This window comes from Chromatiaceae bacterium (assembly GCA_016714645.1).
GTDB lineage: Bacteria > Pseudomonadota > Gammaproteobacteria > Chromatiales > Chromatiaceae > M0108.
In genome coordinates, this window is the sequence record JADKCI010000004.1 from 960,343 (window position 1) to 982,282 (window position 21,940).

Here is a 21,940-nt window from a genome sequence, read left to right on the forward strand (position 1 = left end):
CTGGAGAGCCGCGGCGCCCACCCCAAGGGGCAGGCGCCGGCGGTTTGAGCCATCAGGCCATCCCTGCCCCTGGCCGAGATGGCGGGAGGCCTGGCCTTACACCCCCGAGGGCAGGCCCGCCAGGGCCATGGCGACCTCGGCCTCGTCATACACCAGGTCCTGAAGTTTGCCGTTCAGGTAATCGGTGTAGGCCTGCATGTCGAAGTGACCATGGCCGCAGAGGTTGAAGAGGATGGTCTTGGCCTCGCCGGACTCCCGGCACTTCTCGGCCTCGTGGATGGCGGCGCGCACCGCATGGTTAGCCTCGGGCGCCGGGATGATGCCCTCGGACTTGGCGAACTGGAGCCCGGCGGCGAAGCACTCCAACTGGTTGTAGGAGCGCGGCGCTATGTAGCCCAGCTTGGCCAGATGGCTGATCTGGGGGGCCATGCCGTGGTAGCGCAGCCCGCCCGCGTGGAAGCCCGGTGGGACAAAGCTGGAACCGAGGGTGAACATCTTGCACAGGGGTGTCAGGTGGGCGGTATCGCCAAAGTCATAGGCGAAGAGGCCCTTGGTCAGGGTCGGGCAGGCGGAGGGCTCCACGGCGATAAACTCGATGTTGCCGCCTTCGCGCAGTTGCTTGCCCAGGAAGGGGAAGGCCAGCCCCGCGAAGTTACTGCCGCCGCCGGTGCAGCCGATGACCATGTCCGGCCAGTCACCGGCCATCGCCAGTTGCTGCATAGACTCCAGGCCGGTGACGGTCTGGTGCAGCAGGACGTGATTGAGGACACTGCCCAGGGCGTACTTGGTGTCGTCCCGCTGGGCGGCCATCTCCACCGCCTCGCTGATGGCGATGCCGAGGCTGCCGGTGCTGTCCGGGTGCTCGGCCAGGATGGCCCGCCCCGAGGCGGTGGTGTCCGATGGACTGGCGATGCACTGGGCGCCGAAGGCCTCCATGAAGGCGCGCCGGTATGGCTTTTGGTGATAGCTCACCTTAACCATGTACACCACGATCTCCAGTCCGAAGAAGGAGCCGGCGAGGGCCAGCGAGGAACCCCATTGGCCGGCGCCCGTCTCGGTGGTGATGCGCTTGACCCCTTCCTCCTTGTTATAGAAGGCCTGGGGGATGGCGGTGTTGGGCTTATGACTGCCGGCGGGGCTGACCCCTTCGTATTTGTAATAAATCTTGGCCGGGGTGTTGAGGGCCTTTTCCAGGCGGCGCGCCCGGAAGAGGGGCGAGGGGCGCCACTGACGATAGACCTCCCGCACCGGACCGGGGATTTCGATCTCCCGCTCGGCACTCATCTCCTGCTCGATGACGGCGCGCGGAAAAATGGCCGCCAGATCGTCGGGGGTGATGGGTTGCTTGGTGCCCGGGTGCAGCACCGGGTCCAGGGGGACCGGCAGGTCGGCGTTGATGTTGTACCAGGACCTGGGGATGTCCTGCTCATTAAGCAGGTATTTGACGTTGTCGGACATGGACGGCCGGGACCTCTCCGTTAGGGCTGCGATCTTGATCGCGATGGGGATCGCGAGGGTGATGCCCGAGCAGGGCACGGGACCGGCGTAGTTTGCCAGTTTCCGGGCCGGGCATAAATGGTAGTTTGACATTCCGCTCCGGTGCCGGGCTTCGTTCCCTGTCCCGGGTCGGGCGCGTCCGGCTCCCGAGACGCAAATGTTTCGGGAAGGGGCTGCCCGAGGCATGTTAAAATATATCCTTTCACCGGGTGCGCTATTAAAACCACGAGGTAATCGTCATGTCGGATGATTTGAAGAACCCTGAATTTGTGGAATATCGCGGTCAGCAGGTCAGACTGACGGAGCTGATGGACGATTACCGTAACATGCGCAATAAGTTAGCGCAGAGTAAGAGCGAAAACCGCAGTTCCGTGGTGCGTCGGCGCCAGGAGAAGAGCCTCAAGCCTTACCAGGCTGAGCTGATCCGGTTGCAGAAGTATCTCGAAGAAACCAAGACGCGCATGATCATCGTCTTCGAGGGCCGGGACGCGGCGGGCAAGGGGGGCACCATTCGCCGCGTTTCCCGCTATATGAACGAGAAACGCTACCGCCTCGTCGCCCTCGGCAAGCCCACCGAGGAGCAGCGCCACCAGTGGTTCTTCCAGCGTTACGTGGCTCAGTTCCCCACGGGGGGCGAGGTCGTGCTCTTCGATCGTAGCTGGTACAACCGCGCCGTGGTGGAACCCATTTTTGGCTTCTGCTCCGATCAGGAGTACCAGAATTTCATGTACGGGGTGGTGGGCTTCGAGAAGGATCTGGTCCGCCAGGGTACCATTCTGGTCAAGCTCTATTTCAGCGTCACCAAGGACGAACAGTCCCGCCGTTTCGAACGGCGCAAGACGGACCCCCTGCGTCAGTGGAAGCTGTCGGAGATCGATGCCCAGGCCCAGGATCGCTGGGACGACTTCACCCGCCAGAAGTACGAAATGATCAAGCGCACCCACGCGGCTCATGCCCCCTGGACCATCATCCGCTCCAATAATAAGTATCGCGCCCGCATCAATGCCATGAAGGTGATCCTGAACGCGGTGCCCTACGCGCGCTTAAATAAGGAACTGGACTTTGTGCCGGATCCCGAGATCGTCATCTCCGGTGCCCGGGAACTGGAGATCATGGAGGCCCAGGCCCTGCGCGAGGGTCGCTTTACCGGCTAACCGGCGTCCGACGGGCCACCCCGCCTCCCGGGGTCGGCCCTTCGGGGTCCCGCTTTTCCTGTCTTCCTGTTCCGATGAACTTCCCATGACCCTAGGTCCCTTCACCACCCTGCCTGGCCGGCGCTATCCCCCGGGGGCGAGCCTGGAACCCGAGGGGGTCAATTTCTCGATCTTCAGCCGCCACGCCACCGGCGTCGAACTCCTCCTTTACGCGGGCCATGACAGCCCGGAACCCTTCCAGGTCATCCGCCTGGACCCCGAGATCAATCACACCTTCTTCTCCTGGCACCTGCTGGTGGTGGGGCTGCCCGTTGGCACTCATTTTACCTGGCGCCTGGAGGGTCACCATGATCCCCGTGGTCGGGGTTTGCACTTTGATGCCCGGGTCGAACTCCTGGAACCCTGCGCGCGGGCGGTCAACCCGGCGGGCTGGGATCGCTGGCGGCGCCTGCGGCAAGGCGTTTTGCCCCATGACTCGCCCCGGGCCATGGTCATTGGCGACGACTATGACTGGCAGGGGGATGCCCCCCTCCGCCTGCCCCCGGAGGAGATGGTCATCTACGAGCTGCACGTCGGTGGCTTCACCCGTCACCCATCCTCGGGGGTGCGGCACCCGGGCACCTTTTTGGGGCTGATCGAAAAGATCCCCTACCTCCAGTCCCTCGGCATCACCCACGTCGAGTTGATGCCGGTCATGGCCTTCGATGATCAGGATGTACCCCCCGGGGTGCGGGATCTGGGCCTGGGCAATTTTTGGGGCTACAGCACCCACAGCTTCTATTCCCCTCACCCGGGCTATTGCGTGACCCCCGAGGCCGGGACCCATCGCGACGAATTCCGGGACATGGTCAAAGCCCTGCATGGGGCGGGGATCGGCGTCATCCTAGATGTGGTCTTCAATCACACGGCGGAGGGCGGGGCCGATGGGCCTGTCCTTAATTTCAAGGGATTTGGCAACGAGACCTTTTATCTGCTCGACAGCATCGACAAGGGTCGCTACCTGGACTTCACCGGTTGCGGTAATACCCTCAACGCCAATCACCCCCTGGTGTCGCGCTTCATCATCGATTGCCTGGAGTACTGGGTGCGGGCCATGCACGTGGATGGCTTCCGCTTTGATCTGGCCAGCGCCCTGGCAAGGGGGGAGGATGGCCAGCCCATGCATAATCCGCCCCTCCTCTGGGGCATCGAGTTTTCCGACGTGCTGGCCCACACCGAGATCATCGCCGAGGCCTGGGACGCCGCCGGTCTCTACCAGGTCGGGAGCTTTCCCGGTTACCGCTGGATGGAGTGGAATGGCCGCTATCGCGACAGTGTGCGGCGCTTCGTCCGGGGTGACGGCGGCCTTATCGGCGAGGTGGCGAGCCGCATCACCGGTAGCAGCGACCTCTACCAGGCTAATCAGCGCCTACCGATCAACAGCATCAACTTCGTCACCTGCCATGACGGCTTCACCCTCTGGGACCTGGTCAGTTATGACCGTAAACACAACGAGGCCAATGGCGAGGCCGCCCGGGATGGCAGCGACGAGAACCTGAGTTGGAACTGTGGAAGCGAGGGCGAGACCCGGGACGAGGCCATTCTTGCCTTGCGTCGGCGTCAGGCCCGCAACCTGATGGCCATCCTCTTCCTCAGCCAGGGTATCCCCATGATCCTGGCCGGTGACGAGGTGTTGCGGACCCAGGGCGGCAATAACAATGCCTGGTGCCAGGACAACCCGGTTGGCTGGTTTGACTGGGCCCAGGTCGTGACGCATGACCCCATGCGCCGTTTCGTCGCGGGGCTGGTGGCGCTGCGTAAGCGTCACCCGAGCCTGCGGCGGCGGCGTTTCCTGACCGGCCGTCCCCGACGGGAGGGCGTCAGGCCGGATATCGCCTGGCAGGGCGCCGACGGTCAGCCCCCCCATTGGGAGGGGCCCGAGGGCCATTGTCTGGGATTCACCCTGGCGCGGGTCGAGGCGGATGAGGACGATCTGTGCACCCTGCTCAACATGGGCGGCGTGGGCCGGAATTTTCGTCTCTCCAGTCTGCCGGGCCGTGCCTGGCATAAGGTCCTGGATACGGGCCAACCCCCGGGCGCGGATCTGGTACCCGCTCGGGAACAGGTGCCGCTGCATCGGGATGAACTCTATTTAGAGCCCCATAGCCTGGTGGTGCTCGAGGGTCGATGAGCACCGTCCGCCGGGGTGGTCCGGCGGCACGGTGAGACCTTGCGGTGGAAGGGGGCGAAATCGCCCGTCGCCTGAGCTAGAATCCGACCTTTGTCGCCGCCGGTCCTGGGCGCCGGCACCTTACGCCAGCAGCGGGTTCGAGTCATGACCGGTATCTTCCTTGCCATGCGATTACGCGGACAGCGCCTGAATGCCTGAGACCCCCAGGGGTGACTGGGCGCCGGATCGGCTCCGCGCGGTGGCCGCGGGCATCGAGCGCGAGTTCCCGCTGACGTCCCGCCGCACCCTGCTTAGTCTCTTTGATCTCGACCCCGACCAGTTGCAGGCCCAGTGGCAGGTGGAGTCAGGACAACTGGCGCTGGTCCGGGGCGCCTTCCCCGTGGGGCTGGGGGGTATCCATCAACGGCTGCGGCTGTTACGGGAGGATGCGGGGCAGCTGGAGGTCGCGGCCCTGTCCCTGCCGGCTGGCGAGTTGGATGCTCAGGGTGTGGCCCGCTTCCTGGTGAGCGGCGGTCCCGGTGTCCTCTACCGGGCCGAGTTGGGCCTCGCCACCCCGGAGGGCGGCTGGATCCTGTTGGCGCGATCCAATCTGGCGACCCTGCCCCCGCGTCCCTTACGGGTGACCCCACCCCGGCCCGCCGGGTTCACCGGGGACCAGGAGGAGGCCGGGGCGGAGGTGCGTCCGCCGCCCTCGACTCCAGCCCCGGCCGAGGAGGAGACCTCTCCTCCTTGTGACCCGACCCTGGTGGATCTGGGCCGGGTGCTGGAGCCGGAATTTCCCCAGCCACCGATTCTGGCAACCCCCTCCGCCGATGAGGGTTACCAGCCCATTGGCGCCCCTCGGTCAAGGCCCGCTAGCGGGCCCAAGGTCCCGCCCCTGGTCATAGCCTGGGATCCGCCGTCGGGGCCAGGCCCCTTACCGCCCGCCCGCCCGGCGGCGCCTCTGGCGCACCTGGCGGCGGTGGCGCCCGTGAAGGGGTCCGCGGAGCCGCCTGCGAGCGCCGGCCAGACCTCCCCCCTCCTGGCTACCTTCGATCCGCGCGGCACCCGCTCCAGCCCCGGTTCCTCCTCCACCTCGCCCGTTTCCCCGTCGGGCGCCTGGGCAGATCCGGGCGTGGGGGGCCTGGGTGCCCACTTCTGGCTTTTTGCCTACCCACTCGAGGCCCCTTCTTCCGCCGCGGGTTCCATCCCCCGCCCGACGGGCCCCCTCCCAGCCCGATAGGCCGTGACTCCCCCCGCTCAGTTGGCTCTGGTGCTCCACGCCCATCTGCCCTATGTCCGGCATCCGGAACAGGTGCGCAGTCTGGAAGAAAACTGGCTGTACGAGGCCATCGCCGACTGCTATTTGCCGCTGCTTGGGGTCCTGGAGGCCGCGCGGGCCCGGGGCAGTCCCTGCCGTCTCACCCTGTCGCTTTCTCCCACCCTCCTGTCCATGCTGGCGGATCCGAGTCTGCCCGACCGCTTCCTGGACTATCTGGATCGCCGTCTGCGGCTGTGCGCCGGCGAACCCACCCGCCCGCGCGATCCGTGCCAGCACTGGCTGACGCGCTGGTATGAGCGCCAATTCCGGGCGCGGCGGCGCCAGTTTCTCGATGGCCTGGGCGCCGACCTCATCGGCGCCTGGACGCGCTTGAGCGACGATCACCAGGTGGAACTGATCACCACGGCCGCCACCCATGGCTATCCGCCCCTCCTGCGCCCGCATCCGGGTGCCGTCCGGGGCCAGATCCGGGTCGGGCGGGATGCCTTCACCGCCCTGATGGGCCAGGCCCCCGCCGGGCTCTGGCTACCGGAGTGTGGCTATTATCCGGGCCTGGAGACCGAGATCGCCGCCGCGGGTTATGGCTACAGCCTGCTCGAGGCCCATGGGCTCCAGCAGGGTCAGCCGCGCCCGCCCTGGGGGGTCTATGCCCCGGTAGTGGCGGGGGGCGTTGCCTTCTTTGGCCGCGATCCCGACTCGGCCCATGAGGTCTGGAGCCGCGAGGCTGGCTACCCTGCTCACCCCGATTACCGGGAGTATTACGCCGACCTGGGCTTTGCTGGCCCTTCGGAGGCCCTGGCCGATTTCCTGCCCCCGGGGGTGGCCGCGGGGCCCACGGGGATCAAATATCATCGGGTTACAGGTGGCGTGGGACCCAAGGCGCTGTATGACCCCGCACGCGCCACCCGTCGGGCGGTCCAGGATGCGCGGTCCTTCGTCGCTCGGCGGCGTCGGGTCATCGCCCGCCTGCCCCCCAGTGGGCGGCCTCCGCTGATTGTCGCCCCCTTTGACGCGGAACTCTTTGGCCACTGGTGGTACGAGGGCCCCCTGTTTCTGGATGCCCTGATCCGGGAACTGGAGGTCAGCGAGGACCTGGTGATGGTGAGCCTTGGCCAGCATCTTGCGGACCATGGCGCCGCCGGGACCTGTCGCGTCGCCGCTTCCAGTTGGGGCGAGGGTGGCTATAATGGCACCTGGCTGAGGCCCGAGACCGCTTGGGTCCATCTGCAATTGCAGCAGGCGGCGGTCGAATTTCAGGCCTTGCGCCGTACCCATGGCGCCGCGCCGGTTACCAGCCCAAGGGGGCGTCTGCTCCGGCAGGCGGCCCGCTCCCTCCTGCTCGCCCAAGGTTCGGACTGGACCTTTCACCTGGGTCGTGGCGGTGGCAGCCCCTATGCCGAGGCCCGTCTGCGCGCCCATCTGGCGCGCTTCGCCTTTCTCGCCGATGCCCTGCGGCGGGGGCTGGACCCGGGTGAGCGCCTGGTGGGCCTGGAGCTGATGGATGGCATCTTTCCCGATCTGGATCCGGGCCACTTCGGCTAACCCCTTACAATCTGGAGGTCTTTTTTGTGTATATCGTCATGGCCAGCGCCGAATGCGCCCCCGTGGCCAAGGCCGGTGGGCTGGGGGATTTCGTCCAGGGGCTGGCCCGGGAACTGGTGCGAGCGGGGCATCGGGTCGAGGTCCTGCTGCCTAAGTACGACTGCCTGTGCCTGGAGGCGATCGTCGGGCTGGAAATGGCCTACCCCGATCTCTGGGTGCCCTTTTACGAACAGGGATTTCCCTGCGACCTCTATCAGGGCCAGGTGGATGGCATCGACTGCTGGTTTATCGACCCCCATTCGCCCCAGGACTTTTTTAACCGGGGCGTCATTCATGGCGAGTCGGACGACGCGGACCGCTTTACCTTTTATGCCAGGGCCCTGCTGGAGTTTCTCCATCAGTCCGGGCGCCACCCGGACGTCATCCACTGCAATGACTGGCATACCGGGCTCATTCCGGTGCTGCTCTACGAGACCTACCAGGCCCTGGGCCTGAACCGAACCCGGGTCTGCTACACCCTGCACAACCTGGGACACCAGGGCTGGGTGGGCGAATATGTCCTGCATCAGGCGGGTCTGGATGCGCGGCGCCTCATGACCCTGGACCGCTTGCGCGACCCGGGCAACCCCCATACCGTCAATCCGATGAAGGGCGGTATCGTCTATGCCAACGCTGTTACCACGGTCTCGCCTCGCTATGCCTGGGAAATTCAGTCCACGGAGCAGGGCATGGGACTCCAGGAGACCCTGCGTCGCCACGGCCACAAGTTCAGCGGTATCCTCAATGGCATCGATTACGATTCCTGGAACCCGCTGACCGATAAGCACCTGCCCTATGCCTATGGCCCGGAGAACCTGCCGGACAAGGCCCGTAACAAGCAGGCCCTGCGCCAGCGCCTGGGCCTGGCCGAGGCCGCCAAGCCCCTCATCGCCGTGGTCAGCCGGCTGGACGCCCAAAAGGGGGTGGAACTGATCCGCCACGCCATCCTCCATGGCCTGGAACGGGGTGCTCAAACGCTACTGCTGGGCAGTGCCCAGGACCCCATCCTGGATGCCTACTTCCGCGTGCTGCAGCGGGAGACGGTGGCTAATCCGGACTGCCACCTGAAACTGGGCTACGACGAGGACCTGGCCCACCTCATTTACGCGGCGGCGGATATCATGGTCATCCCCAGCGTCTATGAGCCGTGCGGCCTCACCCAGATGATCGCCATGCGCTATGGGGTGGTACCGGTAGTCAGGCGCGTGGGTGGTCTGGCGGACACGGTCTTCGATGCCAACCATTCGGACAAGCCCTTCGCGGAGCGCAATGGCTATGTCTTTGACGACCGGACCCCGGAGGCCCTGGAATCCGCCCTGGATCGCGCCTTGGGGCTCTGGTTTGACTATCCGGAATACTTTCGGCAGTTGCGTCTCAATGGCATGGCCATGGATAACTCCTGGGCCCGGCCCGCGCGCCAATATCTCGATATCTTTGAAAAAATCCGGGCCCAGGCCCCGGATGTTCCCTGATGAAATCCCCGCGGGCTCCGGGCACCCGGCCCCCGGAACCTCTTTGCTCCAGGCCCCGCCATGCCGTCTGACCGACCTATCGGCGTCTTCGATTCCGGCGTGGGGGGACTCAGCGTCCTGCGCGAGATCCGGCGCGAACTTCCGGACGAGGATCTGCTGTACGTGGCGGATTCGGCGCATGCCCCCTATGGTGACCAACCCCTGGCGGCCATCGAGGCCCGCGCCATCGCCATCGCCGAATTTCTGCTGGAGCGTGACGCCAAGGCCCTGGTGGTGGCCTGCAATACCGCCACCGGCGCCGCGGCCAGGCTGTTGCGCGCCCGTTATGCGGTGCCCGTGATCGCCATGGAGCCTGCCCTCAAGCCAGCGGTGGCCCGGAGTCGCTCGGGGGTGGTGGGGGTGCTGGCCACCCGCCAGACCCTGGCCAGCGAGAAGTTCTCTCATCTGGTGGCGAATCACGGCGGCGCCGAGGTTCTGACCCAGGCCTGTCCCGGCCTGGTGGAGCGCGTCGAGGCCGGGGATCTGGACGGGGAGGGGACCCGCGCCCTGTTGGCCGGCTATCTCGTGCCCCTCCTGTCCCGAGGCGCGGATACCCTGGTGCTGGGCTGTACCCACTATCCGCACCTGGCGCCCCTGATCAGGGATCTGGCGGGTCCCGAGGTCCAGGTGTTGGACTCGGGCCTCGCCGTCGCCCGCCAGGTCCGTCGCCGCCTGGCCGAGGCGGGCCTGCTTGCCCCACCCCGTAACGGTCGCGACTTCTTCTGGGCGAGTGGTCAACCTGCTCGAATCAGGCGGGTCATGGAAAGGCTGTGGGGGGCTGGGATCGAACTCAGAACTCTGGGGGAGTAGAGCGCGGGGTTAGTGCCCCTCGGCGTGACGCTGTTTATTCTTGACCGCCTTGAGGATGTGGGAGGCGATCTCCTCAATGGACTGGCTGGTGGTATCCAGGACGCGGATACCCAAGCGCTGGAACATGGCCTGGGCGCGGCGGATGTCGGCCTGGCAGCGAGCCAGGGAGGCGTATTCGCTATGGGCGCGGCGCTCCTGGCGGATGAGGTGCAGCCGTTGGGCGTCGATCATGAGGCCATAGACCTTATCCTTGGCTTCATAAATTTCCCGAGGCAGGTCCCCCTGCTCGAAGTCTTCCTCGGTGATGGGATAATTAGCCGCCATCAGACCGTAGTGCATGGCCAGGTACAGGCAGGTGGGGGTCTTGCCGGAACGCGAGACGCCCGTCAGGACGACGTCGGCGCGTTTGAAATTATCAGGTCGCACCCCGTCATCGTTGGACATGGCAAAGTTGATGGCATCGATGCGTTGGATGTAGGAATTGGGCTCGGTGATGGCGTGGCTGCGTCCCGACTTGAGGCTGGGGGGTATCCCCAATTCCCTGCTGATGGGCTCCATGAAAATCTCGAAGAGTTCCAGGAAGTAACCCCTACCACTCTTGATCACCCCGCGCACCCGGTCATCCAGCATGGTGCTGAAGATGATGGGCCTGGCCCCGTCGCGATCCGCCGCCTCCTGGATCAGGTCCAGCAGGGCCTTGGCGCGCAACTCCGTGTTGATGAAAGGCATGTAGACGCGTTCGAAGTCCACGCCTTCGAATTGAGATAGCAGGCTGTGGCCAAGGGCCTCGGCAGTGATGCCAGTGCTTTCGGAGACGAAGAAGACGGTGCGTTTCATGAGGGGGCTCGGTAGGTGCAACGGATGGGCCAGTCCCGCAGGGCGCGGATCGGTGTGACATTGTGACCCATGTCAATGCGGTGATGCATCTCCAAGGCCATACTAATCAGTGTTTGATGAAACGCTAATGAATCCATGGTCCCTGTCCGCTCGCCCCAAGGCGGCCCTGGCCAGGCATACGGAGCCCTACCATGACCCAGATCGCCAATGATCAACAGCTACGCGCCGCTCTCAATGCCCTGACGCCCAAGGAACAACGCCTCATGGGCGCTCGTTTCGCCGGGAGTGTCATGCACCTGTGCCTGAATGACGGGGTGCGCCGCGCCGGCCAGCTTGCCCTCGACCCCGATGCCGATCCGACCGAGCTGGATGATGCCTTGAGGACCGCCAAGACGCATACCGTCAGGACCTACACCGATTGCGGCAAGGACACCAACTGGCTGGAGCAGGCGGACCATTTCGTTGCCGCCGCCCTGGTCGCGACCTTGACACCGGCGGATCAGTTGGCGGCCCAGTCCAACCCGGCCTGGAAAGCGGCGGTCCAGGCGCGCATGGCCAAGAATTGCGAGATCATGGTCGAGGAGGAGGGCGAGGATGAGACCGAGTCCGATCGCCAGTACCGGATCGCTAGCCAGTATCTCTAGGGGCGGTGAGGGATCAGGCGAGGCTGGCCTCGGCGGCGAGCATCTGGTCGTAGATATCCCAGGCCGCCGCCGCCTCCTCGGGGGTGATCCTGTTCATGGCGTAACCGAGGTGCAGGACGACAAAATCACCGATGGCGAGGTTCTCGTGCTCCAGCATCAGGAGGTTGGCCTCCCGCTCGACGCCCTTGGCCTCGCAACGCGCCAGCAGGCCATTGATGGAACGGATTTGCATGGGAATACCGAGGCACATAGTGGTATTGAGTCTCCGTTGAATAGATAAGTGCAGCCTAATACGCCTTGGCGGCTTGGCGCAAGCCGCCCTTCACCCTAAAGGATACCCGCGTGTTCCCACCCAATGATGTCAGCGAATCCCAGCCCCAGACCCTCATCCTGGGGCTCGGCAATACCCTGCTCACGGACGAGGCCCTGGGGGCGGTGGTGATTCGGTGCCTGGAGGCGGAGGGCGGTCTCGGCGATGTTGGCCTGCTTGATGGCGGTACCCTCAGTTTCACCCTCTCTGGCCCCATCGCCGACAGCCCCCGCCTCATTGTGGTGGATGCCGCCGTCATGGGTGAACGGCCGGGTACGGTGCGCGTCTTCGAGGGGGAGGCCATGGACCGCCAACTCAGCGGCATCGGTAAGAGTGTCCACGAGGTCAGTCTGATGGATCTGATGGACATGTCGCGGATCACGGATTCGCTGCCTGGCCACCGGGCCCTGGTCGGCGTCGAGCCCGCAGTGGTTGATTGGGGGGATGAACTCAGCCCCGCCGTCGCTGCGGCGGTGCCCGAGGCCATGGCCAGGATTCGCGACCTGTTGCGGGCCTGGGATGGGGGCCAGGAGCTGATTCCTGGCCAGGATCGGCGGCCTGGCTAGTCCCGATCACGCCGTTTGGCTGCGCTGCGTCAAAAAAAATCCGCCACGGCCTGGGTATAATTGATAATTAACAATTAACGATATACTAATAGAAATGATGTCTGGTCCGGAAAGCATCTCTCTAGCGGTCGAAGTCCCGAAGGTGGCTCAGGAATGGGGCAATTCCCTGCCCATTCTCCACGAGGTGCGACATGCCCTAGAGCGCCTGGCCACCACCGGCGTGCCGGGCATTATCGATCTGGGCGCCATCCCCTTCGGTCCTGGCGACGAGGCACGCCTGCTGGCGCGCCTTGGCCGGGGGGAGGTGGAGGCGGTCATACATGCCCTGGGAGAAACCCGGATCTGGGAGAGCGCTGTTCCTGCCGTCTGGTTGATCGATCACTACAATGCGGAAGGCGAGCGCATCGCCCTGCATATCGAGATCGACCGCATCCCGAGTCTGCTCCTGACCCAACCCGAGGATCTCGCCGAGGCCACCGCGCGGCTCGACGGGATTCTGGACGGCGAGGGCGGCGCGGGGGCATCGGCATGAGGTGATGTCGGTTACGGGTTCGCCGGTAGCCGAGCGATGAAGGGCGTCGCGGTCCTTGCCGCGGGCGCCAGGCAATCGGTGGTCTTGGGCCGCCGTATTTTCTTGGTTAGCAATCACTCCCGCTTTGCGGGGTGAGACCGGTCCAGCCGGTCACGCAGTGGTACTCAACCGACGGGAGGGACAATGGCCACCCAAAAGACCCTAGGCGAGAGCTTGCGCGAACATGGGGTTACGCGTCGCGGCTTTCTGAAGTTCTGCGCCGCCACCGCCTCGATGATGGCGCTACCGCCAACCATGACCTCGGCGATCGCGGCGGCCCTCGACAAGGCGCGGCGGCCCTCCGTCATCTGGCTCTCCTTCCAGGAGTGTACCGGCTGCACCGAATCTCTGACCCGTAGCCATTCCCCCACGGTCGAGAACCTGATTCTCGATATCATCTCCCTGGACTATCATCACACCCTCCAGGCCGCCTCCGGCGACGCCGCCGAGGAGGCCCGTCTGGCGGCCATGAAGGAGAACTGGGGCTCCTATCTGGTGGTGGTGGATGGTTCCCTGCCGGGACCCGGCTCCAACATGGGTTACTCCACCATCGCCGGTCACAGCAACCTGGACATTCTCAAGGAGACGGTGGAAGGGGCGGCGGCGGTGGTTGCCGTGGGCACCTGCGCCGCCTTTGGCGGTTTGCCCCGCGCTTACCCCAATCCCACCGGCGCCGTGGCCGTGCAGGACATCATTACCAACAAGCCCATCATCAACGTCTCGGGCTGTCCGCCGATTCCCACCGTCATTACCGGCGTTCTGGCCCAGTACCTGACCTTTGGGACCCTGCCGGAAATGGACGACTACAAGCGGCCCCTGGCCTTTTTCGGTCAGTCGATCCACGACCGCTGCTATCGCCGGCCCTTCTATGACAAGGGTCTCTTCGCGGAGACCTTTGATGACGAGGGCGCCAAGGCAGGCTGGTGCCTCTACCGCCTGGGCTGCAAGGGCCCGAGCACCTACAACGCCTGTGCCACCATGCGCTGGAACGCCGGCACGAGCTGGCCCGTGGAGTCGGGTCATCCCTGTCTGGGCTGCTCCGAGCCCGATTTCTGGGATGCGGGGGGTTTCTATCAGGCCCTGTCGGTGCCCACCGCCAATGCCACCCACACCCTGGCGGTGGCGGGGGTGGCCGGCGCCGTCGTCGGTGGCGTCGCGGCGGCCGTGGCCAAGAAGCAACAGCGGCATGCCGTGGCGGATCGCGAACCTGTCACCATCGAGCAACTGGAGCAGAGGCTATGACCAATCCGATGGAATTTCTGCTTTGGACCAAGGGCCCCATGTTCAACTGGGCGATCGCCATCTTCGCCCTGGGGATGCTGGCGCGCCTGGTGGAAATCTTCTGGCTGGGGCGCAAGACCAACTACGCCGAGGCCCGCGCCAGCGAATGGGGTCCGGGCTTCCGCACCATGATCACCCGGTCCTTCGCCGATGCGGGCACCTTCAAGCGCTCCGGCTTCGATGTCCTGGTCGGCTGGATCTGGCACCTGGGCTTTATCCTCGTCCTCTTCCTCTTCATCCCCCACATTGAACTCATCAAGAGCGTCTTCGGGGTCGCCTGGCCCGGCCTGCCCAATCCCATCATCGACGCCATTTCGGCGGTAACCCTCGTCGGTCTGGTTGCCGCCCTGGTCCACCGCCTGATGCATCCCGTCAAGCAGCACCTCAGTACCTTCGAGGACTATCTGACCTGGGGTGTCACCTTTCTGGTGGTGATCACGGGCTATCTGGCTTACCACCGGCTGGTCAACCCCTATCCCATCGCCCTGGGCCTGCACATCCTGTCGGTGGAGATCTTCCTGATCGTGCTGCCCTTTACCAAGCTGACCCACATGTTCACCGCCTTCATTGCCCGGTGGTATAACGGCGCCATCTTTGGGCGCAAGGGAGTCCAGTCATGAGCGAGCTATCACTGGAACGGGGCCTCAATGCCCTGCGCGCCGAGATCGACGCGCCGGTCGCGGCCTTCTTTTCGAGCTGCGTCCACTGTGGTCTCTGCGCCGAGGCCTGTCTCTTCTACGTCGAGACCGGGGACCCGAAATACACGCCCATTACCAAGCTGGAGCCCCTGCGCCGGGTATGGGAGGCGGAGTTCACCCTCTTTGGCCGCCTCAAGGGTCTCTTCGGCCTCAACAAGAAAGTCACCGACGAGATGCTGGCGGAGTGGGAGCCTCTCCTCTATGACTCCTGCTCCATGTGCGCCCGCTGCTCCATGGTTTGCCCGGTGGGCAACGACATCCAATATATGATCCGCAAGACCCGCGAGGGCATGGTGGCCGCGGGCCACGCCCCCGAGGGCCTCATCACCGCCGCCGCGCGCGCTGTGCGCACCGGCAGCCCCATGGGCCTCAAGTGGAAGACCCTGCAGGTGCAGATCGACCATGTGGAGGCCAGTTCCGGGCTCCAGGTGCCGGTGGACGCCGAGGGGGCGGACTACCTGGTTATGCTCTCCTCCATGGAGATCATCAACTTTCCAGAGTACCTGGAGGCCATCACCAAGATCTTTGATCACGCGGGCGTTAGCTGGACCCTGAGCACCGATTGCTACGAGGCCACCAATGCCGGCATCCAGATCGGCAACAAGGACATAGCCGCCACCCTGGTGCAGCGCATCGTGGATGCGGCGGTCAAGCTCAAGGTCAAGAATGTCATCAGTCCCGAGTGCGGCCATGCCTACACGGCGGTGCGCTGGGAGGGCCCCAACCTGATTGGCAAGTCCTATCCCTTCCGGGTCTTCCACATCATCGAAGTCCTGGAGGAACTGCGCGCCTCTGGGCGGATCAAGACCGAGGGTAAGGAGATGGATCGCCTGTCCCTGCACGACCCCTGCAACCTGGCCCGCAAGAGTGGCGTCATCCAGCAGCAGCGCAACCTCATGGATCTGGTCGCGGACAACTTCGTCGATCTCAAGGAACACGGTCGCTATCAGTGGTGCTGCGGCGCCGGCGGCGGCGTGAGCAGTAACGAGCGCGCGGCAGAACTCAAGATGACCGCCTTCAAGCGTAAGAAGGCGCAGATCGAGGAGGTCGCGCCGGAGCGCATGGTGACCATGTGCGCCACCTGTCGCACCCAACTCGAGGAGGGCCTGGAGGATTTCAACATGGACATCCCCGTGGTCGGCCTGACCGAGATGATCGCCGAGCATCTGGTAGAGAAGAACGGAGATAGAAAACAATGAGCGAACGCATCGTCGTCGATCCCATCACCCGGATCGAAGGGCACCTGCGCATCGAGGCCCAGATGGACGGCGAGAACATCGCCCAGGCTTACTCCTCTGGCACCATGGTGCGCGGCCTCGAAATCATTTTGCGCGGGCGCGATCCCCGGGATGCCTGGGCCTTTGCTCAGCGTATCTGCGGCGTCTGCACCCTGGTCCACGGCCTCGCCTCCGTGCGGTCCGTGGAGGCGGCCCTCAAGTACCCCATCCCACCCAACGCCCAGATCATCCGTAACCTCATGATCGGCGCCCAGTACATCCACGATCACGTCATGCACTTTTATCATCTGCATGCCCTGGATTGGGTGGATGTGGTCAGCGCCCTGAGCGCCGATCCCAAGGCGACCTCCGCCCTGGCCCAGAGCCTGAGTAACTGGCCGAATTCCTCGCCGGGTTACTTCAGCGATGTCCAGAAGCGTGTCAAGGGCCTGGTCGAGAGTGGGCAACTCGGCATCTTCGCCAATGGCTACTGGGGCCACCCGGCCTACAAGCTGCCACCCGAGGCCAACCTCATGGCGGTGGCCCACTATCTGGAGGCCCTGGCCTGGCAGCGTGACGTGGCCCGGCTGCACACCATCTTCGGTGGCCGCAACCCCCACCCCAACGTCGTCGTCGGTGGCGTGGCCTCGCCCATTGATCTCAACTCGGATTCGGCCATCAATTCCGCCCGCCTGGCCCAGGTCCAGAACATCATCAATCAGATGAAGGTCTTCGTGGATCAGGTCTATGTCCCGGATACCCTGGCTATCGCCAGTTTCTACAAGGATTGGGCCAGCCGGGGTGAAGGCCTCGGCAACTTCCTCTGTTATGGCGATTTTCCGGCCAAGGGCATGGATGATCCCGCCAGCTTCCTGGTCCCGCCCGGCGTTATTCTCAATCGTGACCTGAGCCAGATCCATCCCGTGGACCTGGATGCCCCGGACCAGATCGAGGAATTTATCTCCCACTCCTGGTATCACTATCAGGGTGGCAAGGACAAGGGCCTGCATCCCTATGCCGGGGAGACCGAGTTGGATTACGACGGCCGTGGCGGTGTCCAACCGCCCTTCAAGCAGCTGGATGTGGCGGACGGCTATTCCTGGCTCAAGGCCCCGCGCTGGAAGGGCCACTCGGTGGAGGTCGGACCCCTGGCGCGCATGCTCATGCTTTACGCCAGCCCCGAGTCGCCCCTCCACGCCCGGGCCAAGGAACTGGTGGACATGACCCTGACCAAGCTCGATGTGCCGGTCCGGGCCCTCTTCTCCACCCTGGGTCGCACCGCCGCCCGGACGCTGGAGACCAAGCTCCTGGGCGACCAGATGCAGGTCTGGTACGACAGCCTGATCGCCAACATCAAGTCCGGCGACACCAAGACCTTCAACGATGCCCTCTGGGATCCCGCTACCTGGCCCAAGAAGTGCCTGGGTGCCGGTTACATGGAGGCCCCCCGGGGTGGTCTGGGCCACTGGATCGTCATCGAGAACGGCAAGATCGCCAACTACCAGGCCGTGGTGCCCTCGACCTGGAATGCCGGTCCGCGCGATCCCCAGGGTGTCCCCGGTGCCTACGAGGCGGCACTCCAGGACAACCACCAGGTGCATAACGTCAAGCAGCCGATCGAGATCCAGCGCACCATCCACTCCTTCGATCCCTGCATTGCCTGCGCCGTCCATGTGAGCGACCCGGAGACCGGCGAGCAGATCGAGATCAAGATCGTCTGATTGCTGCCTTTACCCGCCCAGCCAGGGGCACCGCGGCATCCTCCCGGTGCCCCTTTTCTTTGGCCAGCGGCAACCGGAGGGCTGATCTGGGCGTGTCTCGTCCTCCCATGATGCCCCTAACGCCGCGGCCCGCCCTTGCGCGCCCGATTGTGGTTTAATAAGCCCATGTTTAGACCCCTCCCCTTATTCATTGGCCTGCGCTACACGCGGGCCAAGCGGCGCAACCACTTCATCTCCTTCATCTCCCTCATTTCCATGCTGGGGATCATGCTGGGCATCGTGGCCCTCATCGTGGTCCTGTCGGTGATGAACGGCTTCCACAAGGAGATCCAGGAGCGCATTCTCGGCATGGCCTCCCACGCCACCCTGGCCGAACCCACGGGCAACATGGCGGACTGGCGGGAGCAACTTCCCCGGGTGCGGGAGCATCCGGCTGTGGTGGGGGCCGCGCCCTTTATCGAGATGCAGGTCATGCTCGCCAACGGCGGCGAGGTCAGCGGCGCCCTGGTGCGCGGCATCGAGCCGGTGGAGGAGGACCAGGTCTCCGAACTGCGCCGGGACATGATCCGCGGCGAGGTGGACTCCCTGGCGGCGGGTTCCTTCAACATCGTCCTGGGCCGGGAACTGGCGGCGGTGCTGGGGGTGGGGGTGGGCGACAAGGTGACGGTGGTGACCCCTCAGGTCAGCGCGACCCCCATCGGCATCATGCCGCGGCTCAAGTCCTTTACCGTCAGCGGCATCTTCGCCGTCGGCATGTCCGATTACGACCGCGGCGCCGGTTTCATCCACCTCCAGGACGCGGCCAAGCTCACCAGCCTGGGCAACAGCGTCACGGGCCTGCGGCTCAAGCTCACGAGCATGTTCGAGGCGCCCCAACTGGCGCGGGATATCGCCTACGACCTGGGCGGTGTTTATCGGGTCGTTGACTGGACCCAGCATCACAAGAACTTCTTCGCCGCCCTGAGCACGGAGAAGCGGATGATGAGCATCATCCTCTTCCTGATCGTGGCGGTGGCCGCTTTCAACATCGTCTCGACCCTGGTGATGGTGGTGACGGACAAGCAGGCCGATATCGCCATCCTGCGGACCCTGGGACTATCGCCCGGGCGGGTCATGGGCATCTTCATGGTGCAGGGCACCGCTATCGGTGTCGCCGGGACCCTGCTTGGGGTGGCCTGCGGCATCCTGCTGGCCATCAACGTCGAGGCCATCGTCGCGGGTATCGAGCATCTCTTCGATATCCACTTCCTGGATCCGAACATCTATTACATCAGCAACATGCCCTCGGACATTCATGGCTCCGACGTCATGGCCGTGGGGCTGGGCGCCTTTATCATGTCCGTTTTCGCCACCCTCTATCCGGCCTGGCGCGCCTCGCGGACCGAACCGGCCGAGGCCCTGCGCTATGAATGATGTCGTGCCCGAGGAGGTGGCGGTGATCGAGGCCCAGGGGCTGGTCAAGACCTTCCACCAGGGGCCCCAGGAGGTGGAGGTGCTGCGCGGCATCGACCTGCGCATCCAGGCGGGGGAGCGGATCGGGGTGATCGGGGTCTCCGGCTCCGGCAAGAGCACCCTGCTGCACTGCCTGGGCGGCCTGGACCGCGCCACCCGGGGCCGGGTCCTCTGGCGGGGACGGGACGTATCCAGCCTCTCGGAGCGGGAGCGCGGCCGGCTGCGCAATCGCCAGCTCGGCTTCGTTTATCAGTTCCACCATCTGCTCCCCGAGTTCAGCGCCCTGGAGAACGTGGCCATGCCCCTCCTGGTGGGTGGCGCCACGCCCGCCCAGGCCCGGACCAGCGCCGCCGAAATGCTGGACATGGTGGGTCTGGGTCATCGCGGCCGGCACAAGCCCGCCGAGCTCTCCGGCGGCGAGCGGCAGCGCGCCGCCATCGCCCGCGCCCTCGTCACCCGCCCCGCCTGTGTTCTCGCCGACGAACCCACCGGCAATCTCGATCGTCACACCGCCGAGCGGGTCTATGAGCTGATGCTGCAACTCAACGCCGAGATCTGCACCAGCTTTGTCATCGTCACCCACGACCCCCAACTCGCCGCCCGCATGGACCGCGTCCTGCGCATCGACGATGGCATTCTGAGCGACGCCTGAAGCCGCCTTTGCCTTTATGCCCTCAGTCCGAATCAATAACCTTGAGATCGGTGACCAGGGCATAGCCGGCGCCATGGACGGTTTGCAGGGGTAACGGCACACCCAATTCCTTGATGGACTTGTTGCGCAGGCGGCGTACCAGTACCTCCAGATTGCGGGGGTCGTAAGGCTCCCCATTCTTGCCCAGGGCCTTCTGCACGGCCGTCCTGCTCATGATGTCGCCGGGACGTTGGGCCAGCAGGACCAGCAGACGCCTTTCATGTTGACTCAGGGAGCAGAAGGCCCCATCGGGCGCGGTCAATCGCCAGTTGAGGGTATACAGGGTCCAGACCCCGGGGCGGTCGGGTGCGGCGGGCGGGGGTGGGGAGAGCCGGCTGGCCAGGCCGCGCACCACGCTGGACAATTCCCGCATGTCCACGGGTTTGACCAGATAGACATCGCCCCCCTCGTCATACCCCCGGATCCGGTCCTCCAGGCGCCCGCGCGCCGTGGCCAGCACCAGGGCGTGCCGCCGCCGGTCGATGCGGGGCCCGAGGGCGGCCAGACCGTCCCCTTCCGGCAAGCCGAGATCCAGCACGATGACCCCGCCGTCCGGGTGCGCCAGCCAGGCCGTGCAGTCCGCAATGCGACAAGCGCCGGTGGTCAGGCACCCTTCGAACTGGAGATAGTCAAGCATGGCGTCACGGAGGTCGGTCTCGTCCTCGACGACCAGCACGCGCGGGGGGGGTATGTCGCTCTTATTTGTTGTGGTCATGGGTAGAGTGGCAGCCAGAGGGTAAAGGTACTGCCGTGGCCGGCCAGGCTGGCGACCTCGATCCGTCCCCCGTGGAGGGCGGCGATCCGCTGTGCCAGATGCAGGCCAAGGCCCAGGCCGGCGACCCCGCCCTCGGGCGCGAGGCGCACGGATTTCAGGAATATCCGATCCAGGTCGGCGGCGTCCATGCCGCTCCCGGCGTCGCTTATCTGGATGCCCAACTCGCCCTGGATCCGGAAGGCCCTGATGCCGATGGCCGAATCCGGCGGCGAATACTTGGCGGCATTATCGAGCAGATTGAACAGCGCCCGGGTCACCAGTTTGTTATCGGCGTGGAGGCGGAGGTTCCTGATCCCTTCCGGCAGATCAAGGGTCAGGGGGCGCTGCGGCCGTGGCCCAAAGGCTTGGGTCGTGGCGGTCAGCCAGGGCCCGACGGGGAGGGGCTCCCGTTGCGGTTTCAGGTTGTCGTCGGCCAGGGAATCATTATCCAGCCATTGCTGAAATAACCATTCCAGACGGGTCACCGCCCGCTCGATGATACGCTGGCGGTGCAGTACCCGGGTCGCGTTGGCGTCCTCGGGATGGGTGCTCGCCTCGCGTTCCGTCACTTGCGCCTGGCTCTTGATGATGGCCAGGGGATTGCGGAATTCGTGCGCCACCAGGGAGCTGAAGCGTAGCCGTTGGCTGCGCGCCGCCTCCTCCCGGCTGACGGCGGACTCCAGTTCAAGGGTATGGAGGAACCCCTGGCGCTGCTCGATTTGTTGGGCGCGAGCGGTAACGTAGCCGATGGCGTTGATGAGCAGCAGCCAGGCCGTGGCGAGGACGAGCTCCGGTAAGGGCGGCGGCGGGTTCCAAAAGCTCCAGCTCGCCCAGAGGACCAGGCTCATCACCACAGCCAGACCGGCGCGGCGGGTCAGATTGCCGGGCAAGTAAAGATAGATCAGCAGGATGCCGCCGATGAGGAAGAGCGGTCCCAGTGGATCATAGCCAGGATCCCGGGCCACGATCAGGGCTGGGGGGAGGATGGCCAGGCCGATCAAGCCCCAGGCCCCATGGCGCTGGCGCCACCGATCGCCGACGGACTGCTTAGCGACGAAGGCCGCTTCCGTAGCCTGGTCGGTAAACCGGGCGGTCCAGGGATGGATTTTCATCGGAACACCAGATTCATAAGGGGGTTTGTTGCGGGATTTGCTCCAGAGGGCGACTTGCGGGGCCAGCCAGCCGTGGCAAAGAACGGCTAGGGCGCCCAGGCG

Annotated in this window: 20 protein-coding genes; 15 read left to right on the forward strand and 5 right to left on the reverse strand. The window is 65.0% G+C overall.

The genetic code is table 11. From position 1 onward, the window contains the following. Nucleotides 1-96 precede the first annotated feature (96 nt). Nucleotides 97-1,458, reverse strand: a complete 1,362-nt coding sequence (locus tag IPN92_16300) for a TrpB-like pyridoxal phosphate-dependent enzyme (GenBank protein ID MBK8639752.1) — start codon at nucleotides 1,456-1,458, stop codon at nucleotides 97-99. A 278-nt stretch (nucleotides 1,459-1,736) separates the two neighbouring features. Between IPN92_16300 and ppk2 the strand changes: the two genes are divergently transcribed. The 6 genes from ppk2 to IPN92_16330 all read left to right on the forward strand — a co-directional run bounded on the left by ppk2 (nucleotide 1,737) and on the right by IPN92_16330 (nucleotide 9,984). Further along, nucleotides 1,737-2,651: a polyphosphate kinase 2 gene (gene ppk2, locus IPN92_16305; protein ID MBK8639753.1), complete on the forward strand. Its 915-nt coding sequence runs from the start codon at nucleotides 1,737-1,739 to the stop codon at nucleotides 2,649-2,651. An 85-nt stretch (nucleotides 2,652-2,736) separates the two neighbouring features. Next, entirely contained in the window at nucleotides 2,737-4,821 is a 2,085-nt protein-coding gene (glgX, locus tag IPN92_16310; protein MBK8639754.1) for a glycogen debranching protein GlgX, read from the forward strand. A 190-nt stretch (nucleotides 4,822-5,011) separates the two neighbouring features. Beyond that, on the forward strand, nucleotides 5,012-6,043 hold the full coding sequence (locus tag IPN92_16315) for a hypothetical protein (GenBank protein ID MBK8639755.1): 1,032 nt from the start codon (nucleotides 5,012-5,014) through the stop codon (nucleotides 6,041-6,043). A gap of 3 nt (nucleotides 6,044-6,046) precedes the next feature. Next, complete coding sequence (locus tag IPN92_16320) at nucleotides 6,047-7,624, forward strand: DUF1957 domain-containing protein (protein ID MBK8639756.1); 1,578 nt, start codon at nucleotides 6,047-6,049, stop codon at nucleotides 7,622-7,624. Between the two features lie 26 nt (nucleotides 7,625-7,650). Continuing rightward, nucleotides 7,651-9,135, forward strand: coding sequence for a glycogen synthase (locus IPN92_16325; protein MBK8639757.1), 1,485 nt, complete (start codon nucleotides 7,651-7,653; stop codon nucleotides 9,133-9,135). 60 nt (nucleotides 9,136-9,195) lie between these two features. Beyond that, nucleotides 9,196-9,984, forward strand: a complete 789-nt coding sequence (locus IPN92_16330) for a glutamate racemase (protein MBK8639758.1) — start codon at nucleotides 9,196-9,198, stop codon at nucleotides 9,982-9,984. Nucleotides 9,985-9,993: 9 nt separating this feature from the next. Here the strand turns inward: IPN92_16330 and IPN92_16335 are convergent, their stop codons facing one another. Next, nucleotides 9,994-10,821: a kinase/pyrophosphorylase gene (locus IPN92_16335; protein ID MBK8639759.1), complete on the reverse strand. Its 828-nt coding sequence runs from the start codon at nucleotides 10,819-10,821 to the stop codon at nucleotides 9,994-9,996. A gap of 191 nt (nucleotides 10,822-11,012) precedes the next feature. On the opposite strand from IPN92_16335, the gene IPN92_16340 reads away from it, so the two are divergent. Next, nucleotides 11,013-11,465, forward strand: a complete 453-nt coding sequence (locus IPN92_16340) for a hypothetical protein (protein MBK8639760.1) — start codon at nucleotides 11,013-11,015, stop codon at nucleotides 11,463-11,465. 13 nt (nucleotides 11,466-11,478) lie between these two features. Here the strand turns inward: IPN92_16340 and IPN92_16345 are convergent, their stop codons facing one another. Then, the gene (locus tag IPN92_16345) at nucleotides 11,479-11,715 is read right to left on the reverse strand and encodes a HypC/HybG/HupF family hydrogenase formation chaperone (protein ID MBK8639761.1); all 237 of its coding nucleotides are present in this window, start codon (nucleotides 11,713-11,715) and stop codon (nucleotides 11,479-11,481) included. Between the two features lie 92 nt (nucleotides 11,716-11,807). Between IPN92_16345 and IPN92_16350 the strand changes: the two genes are divergently transcribed. The 8 genes from IPN92_16350 (at nucleotide 11,808) to lolD (ending at nucleotide 19,933) form a co-directional block, all read left to right on the forward strand. Next, nucleotides 11,808-12,341, forward strand: a complete 534-nt coding sequence (locus IPN92_16350; GenBank protein ID MBK8639762.1) for a hydrogenase maturation protease — start codon at nucleotides 11,808-11,810, stop codon at nucleotides 12,339-12,341. A 97-nt stretch (nucleotides 12,342-12,438) separates the two neighbouring features. Beyond that, entirely contained in the window at nucleotides 12,439-12,873 is a 435-nt protein-coding gene (locus IPN92_16355; GenBank protein MBK8639763.1) for a hydrogenase expression/formation protein, read from the forward strand. 183 nt (nucleotides 12,874-13,056) lie between these two features. After that, nucleotides 13,057-14,154, forward strand: a complete 1,098-nt coding sequence (locus IPN92_16360) for a hydrogenase small subunit (GenBank protein MBK8639764.1) — start codon at nucleotides 13,057-13,059, stop codon at nucleotides 14,152-14,154. Continuing rightward, entirely contained in the window at nucleotides 14,151-14,813 is a 663-nt protein-coding gene (locus tag IPN92_16365) for a hypothetical protein (protein MBK8639765.1), read from the forward strand. Before IPN92_16360 ends, IPN92_16365 begins: the two co-directional genes overlap by 4 nt. After that, on the forward strand, nucleotides 14,810-16,090 hold the full coding sequence (locus tag IPN92_16370; protein ID MBK8639766.1) for a (Fe-S)-binding protein: 1,281 nt from the start codon (nucleotides 14,810-14,812) through the stop codon (nucleotides 16,088-16,090). Before IPN92_16365 ends, IPN92_16370 begins: the two co-directional genes overlap by 4 nt. Beyond that, nucleotides 16,087-17,829, forward strand: a complete 1,743-nt coding sequence (locus tag IPN92_16375; protein MBK8639767.1) for a nickel-dependent hydrogenase large subunit — start codon at nucleotides 16,087-16,089, stop codon at nucleotides 17,827-17,829. The genes IPN92_16370 and IPN92_16375 overlap by 4 nt, the downstream gene beginning before the upstream one ends. Before the next feature lie 165 nt (nucleotides 17,830-17,994). Beyond that, entirely contained in the window at nucleotides 17,995-19,242 is a 1,248-nt protein-coding gene (locus IPN92_16380; GenBank protein ID MBK8639768.1) for a lipoprotein-releasing ABC transporter permease subunit, read from the forward strand. After that, complete coding sequence (gene lolD / locus IPN92_16385; protein MBK8639769.1) at nucleotides 19,235-19,933, forward strand: lipoprotein-releasing ABC transporter ATP-binding protein LolD; 699 nt, start codon at nucleotides 19,235-19,237, stop codon at nucleotides 19,931-19,933. Before IPN92_16380 ends, lolD begins: the two co-directional genes overlap by 8 nt. A gap of 22 nt (nucleotides 19,934-19,955) precedes the next feature. Here lolD and IPN92_16390 read toward each other — a convergent pair whose 3' ends face one another. Together IPN92_16390 and IPN92_16395 are read right to left on the reverse strand one after the other, a co-directional pair. Further along, nucleotides 19,956-20,687 carry a response regulator transcription factor gene (locus IPN92_16390; GenBank protein MBK8639770.1) on the reverse strand — a complete coding sequence of 244 codons (732 nt, stop codon included), beginning with the start codon at nucleotides 20,685-20,687 and terminating at the stop codon, nucleotides 19,956-19,958. Beyond that, nucleotides 20,684-21,838, reverse strand: coding sequence for a HAMP domain-containing histidine kinase (locus IPN92_16395; GenBank protein ID MBK8639771.1), 1,155 nt, complete (start codon nucleotides 21,836-21,838; stop codon nucleotides 20,684-20,686). Before IPN92_16395 ends, IPN92_16390 begins: the two co-directional genes overlap by 4 nt. Nucleotides 21,839-21,940 lie beyond the last annotated feature (102 nt).

Excerpts from the sequence above, each read along its gene's own strand:
- IPN92_16300 (MBK8639752.1), bottom strand. The coding sequence starts at position 1,458 with ATGTCCGACAACGTCAAATACCTGCTTAATGAGCAGGACATCCCCAGG.
- ppk2 (MBK8639753.1), top strand. The coding sequence starts at position 1,737 with ATGTCGGATGATTTGAAGAACCCTGAATTTGTGGAATATCGCGGTCAG.
- glgX (MBK8639754.1), top strand. The coding sequence starts at position 2,737 with ATGACCCTAGGTCCCTTCACCACCCTGCCTGGCCGGCGCTATCCCCCG.
- IPN92_16315 (MBK8639755.1), top strand. The coding sequence starts at position 5,012 with ATGCCTGAGACCCCCAGGGGTGACTGGGCGCCGGATCGGCTCCGCGCG.
- IPN92_16330 (MBK8639758.1), top strand. The coding sequence starts at position 9,196 with ATGCCGTCTGACCGACCTATCGGCGTCTTCGATTCCGGCGTGGGGGGA.
- IPN92_16335 (MBK8639759.1), bottom strand. The coding sequence starts at position 10,821 with ATGAAACGCACCGTCTTCTTCGTCTCCGAAAGCACTGGCATCACTGCC.
- IPN92_16340 (MBK8639760.1), top strand. The coding sequence starts at position 11,013 with ATGACCCAGATCGCCAATGATCAACAGCTACGCGCCGCTCTCAATGCC.
- IPN92_16345 (MBK8639761.1), bottom strand. The coding sequence starts at position 11,715 with ATGTGCCTCGGTATTCCCATGCAAATCCGTTCCATCAATGGCCTGCTG.
- IPN92_16355 (MBK8639763.1), top strand. The coding sequence starts at position 12,439 with ATGTCTGGTCCGGAAAGCATCTCTCTAGCGGTCGAAGTCCCGAAGGTG.
- IPN92_16360 (MBK8639764.1), top strand. The coding sequence starts at position 13,057 with ATGGCCACCCAAAAGACCCTAGGCGAGAGCTTGCGCGAACATGGGGTT.
- IPN92_16365 (MBK8639765.1), top strand. The coding sequence starts at position 14,151 with ATGACCAATCCGATGGAATTTCTGCTTTGGACCAAGGGCCCCATGTTC.
- IPN92_16370 (MBK8639766.1), top strand. The coding sequence starts at position 14,810 with ATGAGCGAGCTATCACTGGAACGGGGCCTCAATGCCCTGCGCGCCGAG.
- IPN92_16375 (MBK8639767.1), top strand. The coding sequence starts at position 16,087 with ATGAGCGAACGCATCGTCGTCGATCCCATCACCCGGATCGAAGGGCAC.
- IPN92_16380 (MBK8639768.1), top strand. The coding sequence starts at position 17,995 with ATGTTTAGACCCCTCCCCTTATTCATTGGCCTGCGCTACACGCGGGCC.
- lolD (MBK8639769.1), top strand. The coding sequence starts at position 19,235 with ATGAATGATGTCGTGCCCGAGGAGGTGGCGGTGATCGAGGCCCAGGGG.
- IPN92_16390 (MBK8639770.1), bottom strand. The coding sequence starts at position 20,687 with ATGACCACAACAAATAAGAGCGACATACCCCCCCCGCGCGTGCTGGTC.
- IPN92_16395 (MBK8639771.1), bottom strand. The coding sequence starts at position 21,838 with ATGAAAATCCATCCCTGGACCGCCCGGTTTACCGACCAGGCTACGGAA.